The organism is Domibacillus sp. 8LH (genome assembly GCF_038806185.1).
Lineage (GTDB): Bacteria > Bacillota > Bacilli > Bacillales > Domibacillaceae > Domibacillus > Domibacillus indicus_A.
In genome coordinates this window covers 18,181-35,179 of the sequence record NZ_JAVJNG010000011.1, presented here as the reverse complement: position 1 = coordinate 35,179, position 16,999 = coordinate 18,181, and the positions used below count along the sequence as shown (strand labels likewise).

Annotated in this window: 19 protein-coding genes; 8 read left to right on the top strand and 11 right to left on the bottom strand. The window is 45.7% G+C overall.

The window, feature by feature from the left end; translation table 11 throughout:
* Positions 1-16: 16 nt before the first annotated feature.
* Positions 17-970, bottom strand: coding sequence for an NAD(P)/FAD-dependent oxidoreductase (locus tag RG959_RS13765; RefSeq protein ID WP_342797587.1), 954 nt, complete (start codon positions 968-970; stop codon positions 17-19).
* Positions 971-1,242: 272 nt separating this feature from the next.
* Between RG959_RS13765 and RG959_RS13760 the strand changes: the two genes are divergently transcribed.
* The 3 genes from RG959_RS13760 (at position 1,243) to RG959_RS13750 (ending at position 3,569) form a co-directional block, all read left to right on the top strand.
* Positions 1,243-2,460, top strand: a complete 1,218-nt coding sequence (locus tag RG959_RS13760) for an NAD(P)/FAD-dependent oxidoreductase (protein WP_242234152.1) — start codon at positions 1,243-1,245, stop codon at positions 2,458-2,460.
* A 61-nt stretch (positions 2,461-2,521) separates the two neighbouring features.
* Positions 2,522-3,001 (top strand): NUDIX domain-containing protein, encoded by a 480-nt coding sequence (locus RG959_RS13755; protein WP_342797586.1) that lies wholly within the window; start codon positions 2,522-2,524, stop codon positions 2,999-3,001.
* 250 nt (positions 3,002-3,251) lie between these two features.
* The gene (locus RG959_RS13750; RefSeq protein ID WP_309088832.1) at positions 3,252-3,569 is read left to right on the top strand and encodes a YuiB family protein; all 318 of its coding nucleotides are present in this window, start codon (positions 3,252-3,254) and stop codon (positions 3,567-3,569) included.
* 13 nt (positions 3,570-3,582) lie between these two features.
* Here RG959_RS13750 and RG959_RS13745 read toward each other — a convergent pair whose 3' ends face one another.
* On the bottom strand, positions 3,583-4,317 hold the full coding sequence (locus RG959_RS13745) for a cobalamin-binding protein (RefSeq protein WP_342797585.1): 735 nt from the start codon (positions 4,315-4,317) through the stop codon (positions 3,583-3,585).
* A gap of 50 nt (positions 4,318-4,367) precedes the next feature.
* On the opposite strand from RG959_RS13745, the gene RG959_RS13740 reads away from it, so the two are divergent.
* The 4 genes from RG959_RS13740 (at position 4,368) to RG959_RS13725 (ending at position 8,135) form a co-directional block, all read left to right on the top strand.
* Complete coding sequence (locus RG959_RS13740; protein WP_342797584.1) at positions 4,368-5,837, top strand: leucyl aminopeptidase; 1,470 nt, start codon at positions 4,368-4,370, stop codon at positions 5,835-5,837.
* A 113-nt stretch (positions 5,838-5,950) separates the two neighbouring features.
* Entirely contained in the window at positions 5,951-7,279 is a 1,329-nt protein-coding gene (locus RG959_RS13735; protein ID WP_342797583.1) for a Na+/H+ antiporter family protein, read from the top strand.
* A gap of 49 nt (positions 7,280-7,328) precedes the next feature.
* Positions 7,329-7,718 carry a hotdog fold thioesterase gene (locus RG959_RS13730; RefSeq protein ID WP_342797582.1) on the top strand — a complete coding sequence of 130 codons (390 nt, stop codon included), beginning with the start codon at positions 7,329-7,331 and terminating at the stop codon, positions 7,716-7,718.
* 51 nt (positions 7,719-7,769) lie between these two features.
* Complete coding sequence (locus RG959_RS13725) at positions 7,770-8,135, top strand: DUF2188 domain-containing protein (protein WP_342797581.1); 366 nt, start codon at positions 7,770-7,772, stop codon at positions 8,133-8,135.
* Between the two features lie 29 nt (positions 8,136-8,164).
* Here RG959_RS13725 and mnhG read toward each other — a convergent pair whose 3' ends face one another.
* The 7 genes from mnhG to RG959_RS13690 are packed head-to-tail and all read right to left on the bottom strand — an operon-like array spanning position 8,165 to position 13,909.
* Positions 8,165-8,518 (bottom strand): monovalent cation/H(+) antiporter subunit G, encoded by a 354-nt coding sequence (gene mnhG / locus RG959_RS13720; protein ID WP_242234025.1) that lies wholly within the window; start codon positions 8,516-8,518, stop codon positions 8,165-8,167.
* Positions 8,502-8,786 carry a Na(+)/H(+) antiporter subunit F1 gene (locus RG959_RS13715; protein WP_309088846.1) on the bottom strand — a complete coding sequence of 95 codons (285 nt, stop codon included), beginning with the start codon at positions 8,784-8,786 and terminating at the stop codon, positions 8,502-8,504. Before RG959_RS13715 ends, mnhG begins: the two co-directional genes overlap by 17 nt.
* Positions 8,783-9,262, bottom strand: coding sequence for a Na+/H+ antiporter subunit E (locus tag RG959_RS13710; protein WP_342797580.1), 480 nt, complete (start codon positions 9,260-9,262; stop codon positions 8,783-8,785). Before RG959_RS13710 ends, RG959_RS13715 begins: the two co-directional genes overlap by 4 nt.
* A 5-nt stretch (positions 9,263-9,267) precedes the next feature.
* Complete coding sequence (locus tag RG959_RS13705) at positions 9,268-10,749, bottom strand: Na+/H+ antiporter subunit D (RefSeq protein ID WP_342797579.1); 1,482 nt, start codon at positions 10,747-10,749, stop codon at positions 9,268-9,270.
* Positions 10,742-11,083 (bottom strand): Na(+)/H(+) antiporter subunit C, encoded by a 342-nt coding sequence (locus tag RG959_RS13700; RefSeq protein WP_242234021.1) that lies wholly within the window; start codon positions 11,081-11,083, stop codon positions 10,742-10,744. The genes RG959_RS13705 and RG959_RS13700 overlap by 8 nt, the downstream gene beginning before the upstream one ends.
* A complete protein-coding gene (locus tag RG959_RS13695) occupies positions 11,083-11,505 on the bottom strand; it encodes a Na(+)/H(+) antiporter subunit B (RefSeq protein ID WP_242234020.1) in 423 nt (140 codons plus the stop codon). The genes RG959_RS13700 and RG959_RS13695 overlap by 1 nt, the downstream gene beginning before the upstream one ends.
* Positions 11,492-13,909, bottom strand: a complete 2,418-nt coding sequence (locus tag RG959_RS13690) for a Na+/H+ antiporter subunit A (RefSeq protein ID WP_342797578.1) — start codon at positions 13,907-13,909, stop codon at positions 11,492-11,494. The genes RG959_RS13695 and RG959_RS13690 overlap by 14 nt, the downstream gene beginning before the upstream one ends.
* A gap of 285 nt (positions 13,910-14,194) precedes the next feature.
* Here RG959_RS13690 and RG959_RS13685 point away from each other — a divergent pair, with 285 nt between their 5' ends.
* On the top strand, positions 14,195-14,752 hold the full coding sequence (locus RG959_RS13685) for a DUF5366 family protein (protein WP_342797577.1): 558 nt from the start codon (positions 14,195-14,197) through the stop codon (positions 14,750-14,752).
* Between the two features lie 38 nt (positions 14,753-14,790).
* Here RG959_RS13685 and mtnA read toward each other — a convergent pair whose 3' ends face one another.
* Both mtnA and mtnK read right to left on the bottom strand, forming a co-directional pair.
* Positions 14,791-15,822: an S-methyl-5-thioribose-1-phosphate isomerase gene (gene mtnA, locus RG959_RS13680; protein WP_342797575.1), complete on the bottom strand. Its 1,032-nt coding sequence runs from the start codon at positions 15,820-15,822 to the stop codon at positions 14,791-14,793.
* On the bottom strand, positions 15,819-16,988 hold the full coding sequence (gene mtnK / locus RG959_RS13675) for an S-methyl-5-thioribose kinase (protein WP_483298888.1): 1,170 nt from the start codon (positions 16,986-16,988) through the stop codon (positions 15,819-15,821). The genes mtnA and mtnK overlap by 4 nt, the downstream gene beginning before the upstream one ends.
* Positions 16,989-16,999 lie beyond the last annotated feature (11 nt).

The following is a 16,999-nucleotide window of genomic DNA, read 5'->3' as shown; positions in this document are numbered from 1 at the left end:
ACCCGCCATTAAAGGATTAAAACAAGGATGTGCTGTGCAGCGGCTGGACTTTTGCATCCGGATCAATATAGGATTTTGCATTGTTAACGGCCGTCGGCGCTTCTCCAAATCCAGTGGCAATCAGCTTTACTTTACCCGCGTATGTTGCCACATCACCGGCTGCATACACGCCTGGGATATTCGTCTCCATACGTGAATTGACCACAATGGAGTTTTTCTCGATGTTAAGCCCCCAATTTTTCATTGGGCCAAGTGAAGAAATAAACCCGTAGTTCACAAGGAGGTCATCGATCTCTAGCGATTTCTTTTCATCGCCTTTCACTTCCTCAAGCGCAAGAGTCTGCCCGTCAAAGGATACAGGAACAAATGGCGTCATAATCTGGACATCTGATTTGTGAAGCAAGTCCACACTGTGTTCGTGGGCGCGAAATTTGTCACGCCGGTGAATGATGGTCACGACTTTTGCGGTTTTTTCAAGCATCATGGCCCAGTCAACCGCAGAATCACCGCCTCCTAGAACCGCGACACGCCGGCCTGAAAAAGAGGAAAGGTCATTGACAAAATAATGAACGTTTGGCAAAGCATCTGCGCCATCAAGCTCAAGCCGCCGCGGCTGAAAAGCACCGTTGCCCGCGGTGATAATTACCGCTTTGGTTTCATGCTTTCCCTTGTCCGTTCCAAGAACAATGCTGCCGTCTGGATTTTTTTCGAGGGACTGAACGGCCTCCTCCAGACAAAGTTCAACTGGAAAACGATTCATTTGTTCGACAAGCCGGTCAATCAGCTCCTGCGCGCGCACTGCCGGAAAAGCAGCTACATCGTAAATAAACTTTTCTGGGTAAAGAGCTGATAACTGTCCGCCCGGCTGCGGCAGGCTTTCGATAATTTTAACAGAAGCACCGCGCATCCCTGCGTAAAAGGCGGCAAACAGGCCGGTTGGACCTGCCCCGATAATCGTAATGTCTTTCACTCGTAATCCCCCTTTTTAAAAAGCCATAAGATTGATGTATATGCCATCTTTGCTTTATTATGTCTTATTTTACAAAATTCCATAAGGGAAGTCTCATTTCAAATTTCTTGTCCAAATAACTTGAAAAAAGCAGTCAAAGCGTCTATGATAAAACTAGTTATGCACATTGTTAACATTTTGTGACAAAGTAAGAGGTATTTTTTTATACTTATACGTGAAGATTATCACATTCTTCTCGTGAATATTTTTAGTAGAGGTGGATAAAGATGACAGTGAGAAAGCCGAAAATTGTAGTACTAGGCGCCGGCTATGGCGGTCTTATTACTGTAACACGTCTTCAAAAAGCATTATCTGTAGATGAAGCAAATATTGTGCTCATCAACAAAAATGATTACCACTATGAAACAACATGGCTTCATGAGGCATCAGCGGGCACAATGCACCACGATCGTGTACGCTACGATATCGATGCAGTCATCAACCGCAGCAAAGTAGAATTTATTCGCGCGGAAGTAGAAGATATTAAAACAGATGAAAAGAAAGTCATTTTAGATACAGGCGAAGTAGAGTATGACTACCTTGTGATCGCCCTTGGCGGAGAATCTGAAACATTCGGTATCGAAGGACTTAAAGAACACGCTTTCACCATTTCGAATGTAAACACATCCCGTCAATTGCGTGATCATATTGAATTCCAGTTTGCAACTTATGCAAATGAAGAAGAAAAAAATGATGAGCGTTTAACATTCGTTGTTGGCGGCGCCGGCTTTACGGGCATTGAGTTCCTTGGTGAGCTTGCGAACCGTGTTCCTGAGCTTTGCAAAGAATACGATATTGACTTTTCAAAAGTGCGTATGTACTGCGTAGAAGCTGCACCGATGGTTCTTCCTGGTTTTGATCCTGAGCTTGTTAAATATGCGGTTGCACAGCTTGAGAAAAAAGGCGTTGAGTTCAAAATCGGCACACCGATCAAAGGCGCAACAGCTGACGGCATTATCGTGGCAAAAGGCGAAAACGAAACAGAGGAAATCAAAGCAGGTACAGTGGTCTGGGCAGCAGGTGTCCGCGGCAGCAGTATCATCGAAAAATCAGGCATTGAAAACATGCGTGCACGCGTAAAAGTAACGCCTGAACTTCGCGCTCCTGGCCATGACGAAATCTTCATTTTAGGTGACTGTTCACTTGTGATCAACGAGGAAATCAACCGTCCGTACCCGCCAACAGCGCAAATCGCGATGCAGCAAGGGGAAACGGTTGCGAAAAACCTTGTGAAGTTAGTGAAAGGCGAAGGGAACCTTGAATCCTTCACACCGAACATTAAAGGTACAGTGTGCTCACTTGGCGATAACGATGCAATCGGTGTCGTGTTCGACAAAAAGCTTAAAGGCACAAAAGCTTCATTCATGAAGAAAATGATTGATAACCGCGCGCTATTTATGGTCGGCGGCCCTTCACTCGTCTTGAAAAAAGGGAAATTCAACGTCCTGTAAAAAGCAAAAGAGCCCTCTTTAAAAGAGGCTCTTTTTTTATGGAAAGAAAGGAAGCGTTTGGATGAAAAGGGGAAAGGTATGGCTGGCGGCAGCCGGTCTGGTTATTGACAGCCGCGGGCGCTGGCTTGTTGTGAAAAAAGCATATGGCGGGCTGAAGGGACAGTGGTCACTGCCGGCCGGATTTGTGGATGCGGGCGAAACAGTAGATGAAGCCGCTGTCCGAGAGGTACGTGAGGAAACAGGAATTGAAGCATCCGTGTGCGGGGTGGCCGGTATTCGGTCTGGCGTCATTCAACATGATGTCAGTGATACCATGGTCGTTTTTCATATGATGCCGGCAGAAGAAAAAGAGCCGGAAGCATGCGGGAGAGAATTATTCGCTGCGCGCTGGATGGCCGTATCGGAACTGCAAGAAAGTTCCGATACGTCCGTGCTTTTGCGCCGCATAATTGAATCATTTGAGGCGCCGGGTTTAACTTCTCTCGATATCTCAGATCCAGGTCCGCAGTTTGGCTATACAGCATACCGCTTTTTTGGGTAAGAGGATAAGGGAATAAAAAGCAAGAGAATGGTTATACTAAACCGGGAAAGTTTATTTCCTTTTCAAAAGGAAATACTTCTATAAAGCACTGGGTACGCGTCCCCCTCGTATCCAGTGCTTTTTTATATGGAAAGCAGGATTACTGTCTGGTTAAAAGCATAACATGACGGGTTTTCTCTCTTTTTCGCTCATTGACCTTTTGAGAGCGGTTCAGTACACTTAAAGGTATATAAATAGGGGGAATGGCTCCATGCATATTGCCGTTGTACTTGTATCTGCCTTGCTGTTTTTTGTTCTGTTTTTTGGCATTGGGTTTATTTTAAACATGCTGTTGCGCATGACATGGATTATGGCTTTTATTTATCCGCTTGTGACGATCGCCATTGTGGACAACATCAGCACGCTTGATTACTTGTTTCAGCCGGGAGAATCATTCGGTATTCTCAGCGGGCGGATGATCGGGCTTCAGCCGGTCGATATTGCCATTCTATCGTGCGGTTTTTTAGGCGCTATTGGAAGCGGATTCGTCATGCGGCTGCTGCGTGCAAAAGGCTATCAAATGTTTTAAGGAAGCGGCCTCTTTAAGGTCGTTTTTTGTTTTGTAAAAGCTCGTCCAATGCTTCAATTCCTTTAAGCAGGTTTGGCGATGGCCGGCAAAAATCTTTTTCTTCCAGAATAAAAACGGGCGTTTCTTCGTATCCAGGCCGTTTTTTAATGACATCAATATTTACTTTACTGGTCATTACTCCTACCCACGCCAGCAGGATAACATCCGGCTTTTTTTCCAGCACCGTTTCCCAATCGGTTTGTAAGCTTGGCATTAATCTATCTTCAAATACATTGATTCCGCCGCACAGCGTACTGATTTCGGTGAGCCAATTGGTGCCTCCGGGTGTAAACAATGGCTTCGGCCACCATTCCCAATAAAGACGCACACGGTCTGTCCACTCACGTGACCTGTACGGCTGGAGTGCCCGCATCCACTTGCTTCGAGCTTCTCTTCCATCTGTTCCACAAGCTTCGGCAATTTGCTCAATGGAATGTCCGATATCGTCAAGTGAATGGGGATTTGTCACGATATTCGGAATGCCAAGCTGCTCCAATGCTTCTATGTTTTTCTCCATTCCTGGTACACTGAGCGATGCCAGCACCATATCCGGCTGAAGAGCGGCTACCTTCTTCATATCAATAGCTAAATCAGGTCCGAGCCTGGTTCGTTCTAAGTCGGAAAAGTCGTCTACACCGACAATTTGCTCTTCCAGACCAAGGTACTGGCACACTTCAGTATTGCTTGGGCAAAGCGATACAATCCTCATTCCAACACTCCTATCCATTTTCCCCTATAATAACACGTGAGGTGATGAAAATGTTTGTAGTCAAAAACGAACCCTTTTTGGAAACTGAAGCAGATGCGCTGCTTATCGGCCTGTTTGATAAGCCATTGAAATTTGAGGAAGTGCTCGAACCGCTCGATCAAGCTTTTTCCGGGCAGCTGACAGAACTAGTGAAAAACGGTGATCTTTCCGCGAAAGAGGGACATACCTCTGTTATTCCAGCTCTTGGCCATATTCCAGCTAAGCGAATGGTCACAGTTGGGCTTGGTAAAGAAAAGGAAGCGGATTTTCATGCCATTCACCGATCTGTCCAAAAAGCAGCCAAGCAGTCCAAGCCATACGGTCTGGAATCGATTGCCATTGTACTCGATTCTTTTATCACAGAGAACGTGACAGTCGTTGAAGCGGCAGAGGCTGTTACCGAAGCACTGTTTTTAGCGCGCTTTGAATACACGGGATACCGCACGCCGGGTAACGAGCCGGAAAAGCAGTTAACGACAGTTGTCGTATATACGGAGGCAGATCCGGACGAAATCCAGGCGGCATGTAAAGTAGGAAAAACGATGGCAGAGGGCACGAACACAGCGATTCGTTTAACTGCTACTCCGCCGAATATGATGACAGCCGGTGATCTTGCTCTTCATGCAGAGAAATTGGCCGAGCGGTATGGTTTTGAACTGGAAGTACTGGAACGGGAAGATATGGAGAAAATCGGCATGGGTGCTTTTTTAGCTGTTGCCCAAGGATCGGCTGAACCGCCCAAAATGATTACGCTCAAACATAACCCAACAGATGCCTGGGAGGATGTACTGACACTTGTCGGCAAAGGAGTCACTTTCGATACAGGCGGCTACTCTATTAAGCCGAAAGACGGCATTGTCGGCATGAAAACGGATATGGGCGGCGCGGCGGCTGTGCTTGGTGCGATGGAGATTATTGGAGAGCTGCAGCCGGACCAGCCGGTTATGGCTGTGATTCCTGCGACAGACAATGTGATTAGTGCCAATGCTTTTAAACCGGACGATGTGATTACCTCTTTGTCAGGAAAAACGATCGAAGTGAAAAATACGGATGCAGAAGGCCGCCTTGTATTAGCGGATGCGATTACGTATGCCAAACAGCAGCGTGCCGGTAAAATTGTGGACGTGGCCACACTGACAGGCGGAGTAATCATTGCACTTGGAAAAGATAAAACAGGTGCGATCACAAATAATGAACCGTTTTTTGAGCAGGTGCTTGAAGCGTCACACGAAGCGGGGGAAATGATCTGGCAGCTGCCACTGACTGAACACGATAAAAAGAGAATTCGAACAAGCGATGTAGCGGATTTAAACAACTCGCCTGGACGGGAAGGCCATGCCATTATGGGAGGAGGCTTTATCGGCGAATTTGCAGAAAGCACGCCCTGGGTGCATCTCGATATCGCTGGCAGTGCAGAGTTGACACCGGGAGTCATGACACGGACATTGGCGATTTTGGCACTGTCAGATCAGTCTGAATAATTTGTTTATTAACTATATTAGAAAAGTATATTGACAAGCGGGCAGGCAATTTGCTATCTTTAAGCGGTTCTTTAGTAATTTAGCAGATTAAAGTGTTGGAGGTATAAGAAGAGATGAATGCAGTTGTTTTTGCTGTCATTGTAATGCTCATCCTCAGCCTGCTCCGCGTCAATGTGGTATTTTCCCTTATTACGGGTGCTCTTGTCGGCGGGTTAATAGGCGGACTTGGAATGGATGGGACCATTGCGGCGTTTTCTGAAGGAGTCGGGGGCGGTGCAAATGTTGCGCTCAGCTATGCAATGCTTGGCGGATTCGCCGTTGCGGTTTCAAGCACGGGGCTTCCAGAAGCACTTGTTGCGTTTGTATTAAAGTTTATTGGAAATAAAGAGGAAGCGCGTTCGAAAAAGCTGCCGAAAGCTCTTATTTTATTTGTGATTTTAATTATGGCCTGCTTTTCACAGAACGTAATTCCTGTTCATATTGCGTTTATTCCGCTTTTGATTCCACCATTATTGAAAATTATGAATGAACTGCGGATTGACCGGCGCCTGACAGCATCTGTGCTAACATTCGGGCTTGTAACGCCTTACATGCTGTTGCCAGTCGGTTTCGGACAGATTTTCCACGAGATTATTGCAACTAATGTGACTGACAGTGGACTTGAAGTGGCTATCGACCAGGTGCCAAGAGCGATGCTGCTGCCAGCTGCCGGCATGCTTGTCGGTTTACTCATCGCGGTCTTTTTTACGTACCGGAAGCCGCGGGAATATGCAGAATCCAAGTTGTCAACTTCAGGAGAATCAGAGGTCAGCGGCCCCCTTTATACAACTTCTGGGTTGATTACGGCAGGCATTTCTATCGTCGCTGCCCTGGCTGCACAGCTATTAACAGACTCTATGGTATTTGGCGCGCTCGCCGGAATTGTGATCCTGTATGTGTTTCGGGCGGTTCGCTGGAGTGAGGCAGACCAACTGCTGACAAACGGTATGCGCATGATGGCCTTTATTGGTTTTGTCATGATTGCCGCTTCCGGATTTGCCAGTGTTATGGGAGCTACAGGTGATGTAGAAACATTAGTGCAAAACTCTGCTGCAGCAATCGGCGGAAACAAGGCACTTGGTGCCCTGCTGATGCTTGTAGTCGGGCTGCTTGTTACAATGGGTATCGGTTCATCTTTTTCAACGGTTCCGATCATTGCGACTATTTTCGTGCCGCTTGCTTTGGAACTTGGCTTCAGCCCGCTGGCAACAATTGCGCTTGTGGGAACAGCCGGCGCGCTTGGTGATGCTGGTTCGCCTGCTTCGGACAGTACGCTTGGTCCAACGTCCGGATTAAATGCAGACGGACAGCACGACCATATTTGGGATACAGTTGTACCGACATTTCTTCACTATAATATCCCTGTTATTATTTTCGGCTGGATTGCAGCCATGACGTTATAATAAAAAGGTGCCTCTTTAAGAGGCACCTTTTTTTGAAGGAGAGGATTTTATGAACATTCAAACTGATCATACACTGCTTGCCGCACTCGGAATGGAAGTGGTGACGATTGAAACAGGCCGTGTAGTGATGACAATGCCTGTGGATAAACGCACGCGCCAGCCGTTCGGATTTCTGCACGGAGGCGCTTCTGTTGCCCTTGCGGAAACAGCGGCAAGTATTGGTGCTGCAGCGATGATTGACCTGGACACGGAGGTCTGCTTTGGCCTTGAAATTAATGCTAACCACATCAAGTCGAAAAGAGATGGGATTGTGACGGCTACCGCCTTAAACGTTCACCGTGGAAAATCAACAATGGTATGGTCTATTGAAATAAAGGACGAAAACGGGGAGCTGATTTGTCTTTCACGCTGTACGATTGCTGTGAAAGCGAAAAAGTAACGTTTGGTTTTTTCACAGGGCGGGAACAATTTTGGAAAAGGAGTGGTTTTCATGCCTTGGAATAAAAATGATTACCCGGCTTCGATGAAAAATCTGCCCGATCATATACGCGATAAAGCGATCGAAATTGCCAATGCACTTTTAGATGAAGGGTATGAGGAAGGGCGTTCTATTGCCATTGCCATTGACCGTGCGAGAAGCGCAGAAGGAAAAAAGGATGAAGGACGGCCGCGTTATGAAGTAAAGCATGAGGGAGACCGATGGGTATTAAAAAAAGAAAATGGCAAACGGGCCATCCGTTCAGAGGGCACAAAACAGGCGCTTTTAGATGAAGCGAAGGAATATGTGAAACAGCATGAAGGAATTCTTACGATTTATCAGGAAAATGGCGAGAAGGCCCAAACGCTGTATGAATAAAAAAAGCTGTCCAGTTGCGGACAGCTTTTTTAGTTCTTTTTTTGTGCCTGTTTATTCTTTAAGTCATCACGCACGCTTTGATCCCACATTTTCACGCCGGAATTGTAGGCGGCACGGCTGATTAAATGGCCTGCAACAGGTGCGGTAATAAAAAAGAAAGCAATACCGAGCAGGAGCCGTGAGCTGAAAAATCCGTCTTTCGCAAAAAAGTAAACAAACGTTGCCAGCAGAATACACATCACTCCGAGCGTTGCGCTTTTAGAAGCGGCGTGATTGCGTGTATAAACGTCTGGAAGGCGGATTAGCCCGAATGCTGCGACAAGGGTTAAAAACGCTCCTAGAAGTAATAGAACGGCAATGACAGCTTCACTGATCACGGTCATATTCAATCACCTCGCCTTTTTCTAAAAACTTGGCAAAAGCAACGGTTCCGATAAATGCCAAAATACCAATCAAGAGAATAACATCGAGATAATTATGCGTATCAAGCAGCATAGACAAAACGGCTGTAATCGATACAAGATTGACGCCCATTGCATCGAGGGCAACAACACGGTCTGGAACGGTTGGCCCTTTCACAAGCCGGTAAACGAGCCCAATCATAGAAACGGCCAGCAGCAAAAGAGAAATTTGTAAAACAGTCTCCATCATCCGCGGCTCACCTCCATAATGGCTTTTTCAAACGAGTTTTTAATACTATCTACTGCTTCTGACACATCTTCAATATCAATAGCGTGAATATAAAGGGTTTTATTATCATCCGATACATCCACCACAAGTGTGCCGGGAGTCAGCGTAATTAAATTCGACAGCAGGGTTACTTCCCAATCCGACTCTAGTTCAGTTTCAAGTGCAAAGATACCCGGACGAATGTCCAGTTTGGGACGGAGTACCAGCTTTAATACGTCAAAATTCGCTTTGATTAACTCTTTTAAAAACAGCAAGAACAAGTAGACCACGGCCCAGACACGATGCAGATAAAAGCGGCTTTTAAAAAAGCGGCGCATTCCAGCCATCACAATCAATCCAAGCAAGTATCCAATAATAAAAGTCCGTGCACTGAAAGACACCTGCAAAAACATCCAAAGAAATGCGAGAAACACATTGAGTAAAATTTGAAAAGCCATAAGATCTACTCCTTTAATACGGCGTCAATGTAGATTTCCGGATGGATGAGCGCTTCAACAGCCTGCATCACATAAGGATAAACCGCTTCTGTTCCGACACCGTATAAAACAGAAAGAACAACAAGAGCCGCAGCCGGAAGGAACAAGGAGGATGTTTGTTTTTTTGCATGAAGCTGCGGCAATTTTGGCTTTTTCCAAAAAACCTCCATAAATAGCGTAACAACCGAATACAACACAGCCAGGCTCGACAGAAGCACAACGATGGCTCCAACATATTCACCCGCTTCAAATCCTGCCCGGACAATCAATAATTTGCCGATAAAACCAGACAGCGGTGGAATGCCGGCGAGTGCAAAAGATGCTGTAAGAAAGGTCCAGCCAAGTGCCGGGTACTGGCGGATCAGCCCACCCATTTTATCCATCTTTGATGTACCTGTAATCCAAATCATGATGCCGCCCAGCATAAACAGAGCCGCTTTGATAATCATGTCATGAATAAAATAAAAGAGGGTGCCGGCGATCGATTCCTCCGTCATAATGGAAATGCCGAATAATAGGACGCCAACCGCTATTACAATATTGTAGATCAAAACTTGTTTTACATCCTTGTATGCAAGAGCGCCAATCGAACCTGCAACCATGGTCAGCAAAGCCAGCAGAGATAAAATATCATGTGTAAATGGCTGGTCATGATAGAAAAATAGCGTGTAAGTTCGTAAGATGGCGTATACACCTACTTTTGTAAGTAGGGCACCGAACAGGGCCAAAACAGGTGCAGGCGGTGCCGCGTACGAACCCGGCAGCCAGAAGTAAAGCGGAAAAATACCGCCTTTTAAACCGAACACAATCAAGAAAAGAAGCGCCAGCACGGTGACAATCGGCTCGCCGCCAATGTCAGCGAGGCGGGCGGAAATGTGCGCCATATTCAGCGAACCGGTAACGGAGTACAAAAATCCAACTGCGATAACAAAAATAGCGGAGGAAATCACATTAATCAAAATATATTTAATGGATTCCTGCAGCTGTACTTTTGTTCCGCCGATCACAATCAGCACATACGACGACATTAACATAATTTCAAAGAAAACAAATAGATTAAAAATATCACCCGTTGTAAACGACCCATTTACGCCAACAAGCAAAAATTGGACAATTGGGTAGTAATAAAATGCTTCCCGGCCGCTGCCAATGGAGCGGAATGAATAAAGGACCACACAAAGCGTAATGACAGAAGACGTTAAAACGAGCAGGATGCTCAGCATATCTGACACAAGCGTAATGCCAAATGGAGCCGGCCAGCTGCCCATGTCAACCGTTTGAATCCCATCCGTCTTCACTTTCATTAAAACAACAGCCGCTGCAATAACCGTAGCAAAAGAAGCAGCCACGGATACCACTCGCTGGGCATAGACACGCTTTGATAAAAACAGGAGTAACACAGCCGAAATAAGAGGGATCAGGATTGGCAAAATAGGTAAATTAATCATCCGTTTCCATTCCTCTCATCTGCTCCATATTATCTGTGCCAATCTCCTGGTACGCACGATAGGCAATCACAAGAAACACGGCTGTAACACCAAAACTAATGACAATAGCCGTTAAAATAAGTGCCTGCGGAATCGGGTCTGTATAAGTGGAGGCATGCTCCCCGAGAACCGGGACAGCTCCCGTTTTAAGCCCGCCCATTGTTAAAAGCATTAAATGGGTTCCGTGGCTGAGAAGCCCAGTGCCGATAATAATCCGAAGCAGGCTTTTCGAAAGCATTAAGTAAACCGCGGCTGCAAAAAGCAGGCCGGCAATGATACACATTAAAATTTCCATTATTCACTCTCTCCAATCGTTTGAATAATGGTCATGGTTACACCAATGACAACGAGATACACGCCTAAATCAAACAACATTGCGGTGTGAAGCGATGTTTTGCCGAACAGCGGCAGTTGAAAGTAATTATAAGCGTGAGTGAAAAACGGTACATTAAACAACAGAGATCCGGCAGCCGTCCCGACTGAAAAAAGGAGGCCCAGGCCGATCAGCCATTTGAAGTCAAGCGGAAACCCGTGTCGTACCGTTTTAATATCAAAAGCTAAAAGCAAAAGAACAATCGCGCCGGATGTAAGCAGGCCGCCCACAAAACCGCCGCCCGGATAATAATGTCCGGCAAAAAACAAGTGAACCGCAAAAAAGATAATCATGAAAAAAACGACTTTGGCGACGGTTTGGAAGATCACATCATTTGTTTTCATTCGTTTCGCCGCCTTTCTCAAGCCTTAGTTTAATCAATCCGTAAATACCAAGTGCAGCAACAGCCAGCACAGCAATCTCAAACAGCGTATCAAAGCCGCGGAAGTCAACGAGGATTACATTGACCATGTTTTCGCCGCCGGCTTTTTTATATGTGTTCTCCACGTAATAGTCATTAATAGAAGTGAAAAACTTTGAACTGTGAGCAGAAATGCCAAGCAATGTCACAATAATACCGACACCGGCTGCGACAAGGGCATTACCTGCCTGAAAGCGCCGTTTTTCTTCATGCCGCGATAATTTTGGAAGATGGTAAAAGCAAAGAAGAAACAGGGCGGTTGAGACGGTTTCAATTACAAGCTGTGTCAAAGCCAAATCCGGTGCGCGGAAAATGACAAAAAACAGTGATACCGTATAGCCGACCCCGCCAAGCGCAATAATGGATGTGAGTCGCGATTTTGCCAGTAAAATGGTAATGGTTGTGACAACCAGGGCAATGATTAAGCTTATTTCATACAAGCCAATCGGCGCAGCGGTAGAAGCATCATAATGAAATGCGTCTTTTGCCCACATGGTAAAGCCAAGTATTCCGATGAAAAACACAAAAATGTACAAGAGATAGCTGCGGATAAAGCCGGTCATATACGCGTTTGTAATCGCATTTGAGCCGCGTTCTGCTGCGTACAAGCTGGCATTGTAAAACCGATTCAGAGTAACCTTTCCAGGCATATAGTCATACATTTTGATCCATTTTGGCATGAGTTTATAAAGTAGAATGCCAATGACAATCACTCCGATGGTCATAAAGAGCTCAGGCTTAAAGCCGTGCCAAAAGGAAATATGAACGTCGAGCTGACCACCCGGCGGCAGAATAGACGGCACAATGGCTGCTGCAGCCGGCTGAATCAAGCTGTAGGAAAGCAGATTTGGAAACAAGCCGAATACAACGACAAGCAAGGCTAGAATAATCGGTGAAACAAGCATGCCAACGGGTGCTTCATGCGGTTTTTTCTCCAATTTTTCCGGTTGGAACCGACCCGTAAAGACCTTAAATATAATCATCATACTGTAAATGAATGTAAATACACTGCCGATCCAGGCCATAACTGGGAAAAGAATCGCCCATGTATCCATCTGGAACAAATCCAGTTCCAGTAAATGAACCATAGAAGCAAAAAACATTTCCTTACTTAAAAAACCGTTAAATGGCGGCAGGCCAGCCATTGAAAAAGCACCGATGACAGACAGCGTAAAGGTAACCGGCATCAAGCTCATTAATCCGCCAAGCTTGCGGATATCCCGCGTGCCTGTTTCATGGTCAATAATGCCGACCGCCATAAATAAACTTCCTTTGAAGGTTGCATGGTTGATTAAATGAAAAACCGCCGCAATAACCGCTGTGATAAACAAGTTATCATCCAGCGATTCAACATGAAGCGATGCTGCGCCTACGCCGAGCAGCGACATAATCAATCCAAGCTGACTGACTGTTGAGAACGCTAAAATTCCTTTTAAGTCGGTTTGTTTCACAGCATTAAAGGAAGCCCATGTCATGGTGAACAATCCGACGGCTCCAACAATCCAGAACCAGTAGCCGGAAAAGGCAAAGATCGGACTGAAACGGGCAACAAGGTAAATCCCCGCTTTCACCATTGTAGCCGAGTGCAGATACGCACTAACCGGCGTTGGTGCTTCCATCGCATCTGGAAGCCAGATGTAGAATGGGAACTGTGCGGACTTTGTAAAAGCGCCGAGCAGAACAAGGATCATCGCAAGCCCAAAAAGCGGATCTTCGTTCAGCTCAAGGGCCTGAGCCGCTAATTCGCGAATACTGAATGTATCACCCATAAGCGATAAAACGAGAAACCCGCCAAGCATCATCAATCCGCCGAATACGGTAATGAGCATCGACTTTAAAGCCCCGTAGCGGGAGCGTTCGCGGTCATACCAGTACGCGATCAGCAGGAAAGAAGAAATAGACGTAAATTCCCAAAACATATACAGCGTAATCACATTGTCAGACAGGACAACGCCAAGCATTGCACCCATAAACATGAGCAAGTATACGTAAAAGTGACCCAGTTTTTCCTTTGATTGAGACAAGTAAAAAACAGAATATAACACAACCAGCGAGCCGATTCCGGTAATCAAGAGGGCAAACAGGAGGCTTAAGCCATCTATGTATGCGGTAAAGTTGATTCCAAGTGATGGAATCCAGGAAGCCGTTTCGGTAATAGAGCTGTTTTCTCTTGTGACGGGAAGGTATTGCAGAAACATCCCGAACAAAAGCACGGGCAGAATCAGTACAAACCACCCGGTATGGATGGCCGCTGCTCTTTTATGAATAAGCGGAACGAATACAGCCATCAAAAAAGGAGCGAGAATGGCCCAGTGAAGCAAAGACAAATAAATCCCTCCCATATTTTTATGCGTAATTCAAATTATAACGTAAAAAAAATGTTCGTGCATTGCCCAAAACGGGAGAACAGTCGAACTGCTCCTTCTCGTAATAAATATGAAGAGTAACGGCATTTTCCGAGCAAAAAAAAATAAAAGTTCGACAAAAGAACTATGCGGATTTTGACAGAAATTGTGGGGTTTTTCCAAAAAAAGATTAGAAATGACTTGTCATAGCAACCAACCTCTTGCATAATGAACAGTGACTGATTGTGACAGGGGAGAATTATGTTGATGAAAAACTCGTATTTAACCGGCTATATGCCGCTCTTATCCATCCTATTATTCAGCTTATCACTTTCGATGTTTGGACAAGCCTTTATTGTAGATATGCTGAAACAAGCAAACTTGTATAATACCATGCTCGATATCTTTACCAAAACAGAAGTAAATCTCGTCGTAATCGGCGGGTTGATGGTTGTATTCACTATGATTTTTGCCACGCTTAAGCTGCTGGCGAATACAGCAAACGAGCTGGCGCTGCTTTTTTTCTCTAAAGATGCAGAAGGAGAGCTGCTGAAAAAAACCCGCTTCGGCGCGGTGATCTATTTTCTGGGCGGACTGGTTTCATTGGTCAGCTTTTCTTCTGCTGTCGGGACGATCATTATTTTTCTGGTAACGTCTATAGTGTATGTTGTGTACTTTGTTTATAAGCTGAGCCCGCATATCTCAACACCGCAAATGATTGGGATTATCGTGTTTGAAGCGGTCTTCTGGATTTTCTTCGGCTTATTACTCGCTCTTATTTTTATGAAGTTATACAATGGTCTGCTGGCTGCTATACCGCTTTAAAAAAACGAGCTTCGTTTCGAAACGAAGCTCGTTTTTTTTTACACAAACAGTGCCGCAATGGCCTCTTTGTTTGGTTTTACAATTCCTTTTTCGGTAATGATACCTGTAATCAATTCGGCTGGCGCTACGTCAAAAGCTGGGTTGAAAACAGAAATACCTTCCGGTGCAATGCGCATGCCATTCACTTCGGTAACTTCGGTCGGATCCCGCTCTTCAATCGGAATGGCATCGCCATTTGGCGTATCCAAATCAAAAGTTGATAGGGGGGCAGCAATATAAAACGGAATGCCAAATGATTTGGCTAAAACAGCAAGGCCAAAGGTTCCGATTTTATTAGCAGAGTCCCCGTTCGCTGCTACACGATCGGCTCCTGTAATCACCGCTGAAATGTTTTTCGTTTTCATCGTGTGTGCGGCCATACTGTCCGTAATCAGTGTGACATCTACACCGGCCTGCATAAGCTCCCACGTAGTGAGACGGGCTCCCTGAAATACGGGGCGTGTTTCACAAGCAAAAACGGACAAGTTGATTCCATGCTCTTTTGAAAGAAAGAAAGGGGCAAGCGCCGTTCCGTATTTCGCGGTTGCAATAGAGCCTGCATTACAAATCGTCATGACATGGTCACCGTCGTTGAAAAGAGGAAGAGCGTGTTCGCCAATCGTCCGGCACACATTTTCGTCTTCTTTTTGAATAGCAAGTGCTTCAGCAAGCACATTTTCGCGCAGTGCGGCGGCTGTCTCAGATTTAACGACCACGTCATTCATCCGATTCAATGCCCAAAATAAATTAACAGCTGTTGGGCGGGACTGTGAAAGATAGCCGCTGTCGATTAGTACTTGCTCCTTTAGTTCATCAAGGTCATCAGATGGGTGACGGAGTGCCGACAATGCGACACCAAAAGCGGCCGCAATTCCAATAGCCGGTGCCCCGCGAACAGCGAGAGACTTGATTGCGTTAAACACAGCCGGAACCGTTTCTAACGTTAAATATTCAGTTACATGAGGCAATTTTCGCTGGTCAAGCAGTTGAATCGCATCGTTCTCCCAGAAAACGGATTGTGGAATATTCATTGAAGTGCCTCCTTTATAGCTGCAACTAACTGATCGGCAGATGAATAGGAAGCCCGCTCTTTAACAAAGTGAGCACCAAGTGACAGAGAGTGGCGTTTCGCCTGCAGGCGCTGCTGATCATCCACGATGCCATCCAAATCTTTTACGTGAGCAAGTCCAATTGTCCGGCGAATCATTTCAAGTCCCATAAAGCCGGCAGCCTGTTCAAAAATATCCGCCAGCAGCCACTCTAAATAGCCTTCTGTTTTTGCGAATGCTTCCGTATTTTGTTCGTTCCAAAGACGGCTGAACTCACGGTTAAAAACATCCCAAACAGTCACAATATGCTCGTAAAGCGGCTCGCGACGACCCTCTTCGCGGGATAGAACATTCATAAGCAGGTTCGCTGTAAAATGAGCAATATCAAATCCGAATGGTCCATAGAAAGCAAATTCCGGATCGATGATTTTAGTTTCAGCAGTGCTCGCAAAAATGCTTCCTGTATGCAGGTCTCCGTGCAAAAGCGCATCACCCGCTGTTAAAAACAAGCGCTTCAACTGGGCAGCATGAAGTTTCAGTTCATCATCCTGCCAAAGCTTTTCCACATCGGCACGCAAGCTCTCTTCAAAATCATTCGTCTCAGCATTAAAAAACGGATCGGTAAACACAAGTCCTTCCGTAATATCGCACAGCTCAGGATTGCTGAATGTGTGCTGCAGCTTTTTTTTCTCCTGCGGACCGAGTGCGAAATCCGAGGTTCCGTACAGCGTGCGTGCAATAAACTCACCGGTATGGCGGGCAATCAGCGGATAATCTTCTCCATGAATCAGGCCTGTCCGGGCAATGGTTAAATGAGATAAATCTTCCATAATTGTAATCGCTAAATCTTTATCAGAATAGTAGACTTTAGGGGTATAGTCAGGCGCAAATGTTCCTTGCAGGCGCAGAGCACGGTTTTCAATGTCAGCCCGTTCAAGCGTCAGCGGCCAGCTTTCTCCTACTACTTTTGCATAAGGAAGGGCTTGTTTAACAATAAGACTTTTTTCTGTTCCTTTTATATGAAACACGTAATTTAAATTGCCATCTCCGATTTCATTTGCAGAAACGGTGTCGGTTTCCGCGAGCAAACCAAGCTTTTTAACGAGGGCAACCGCAGAATCTATCGTTAAGGGTTCATATGAAGACATGGTCATTCCTC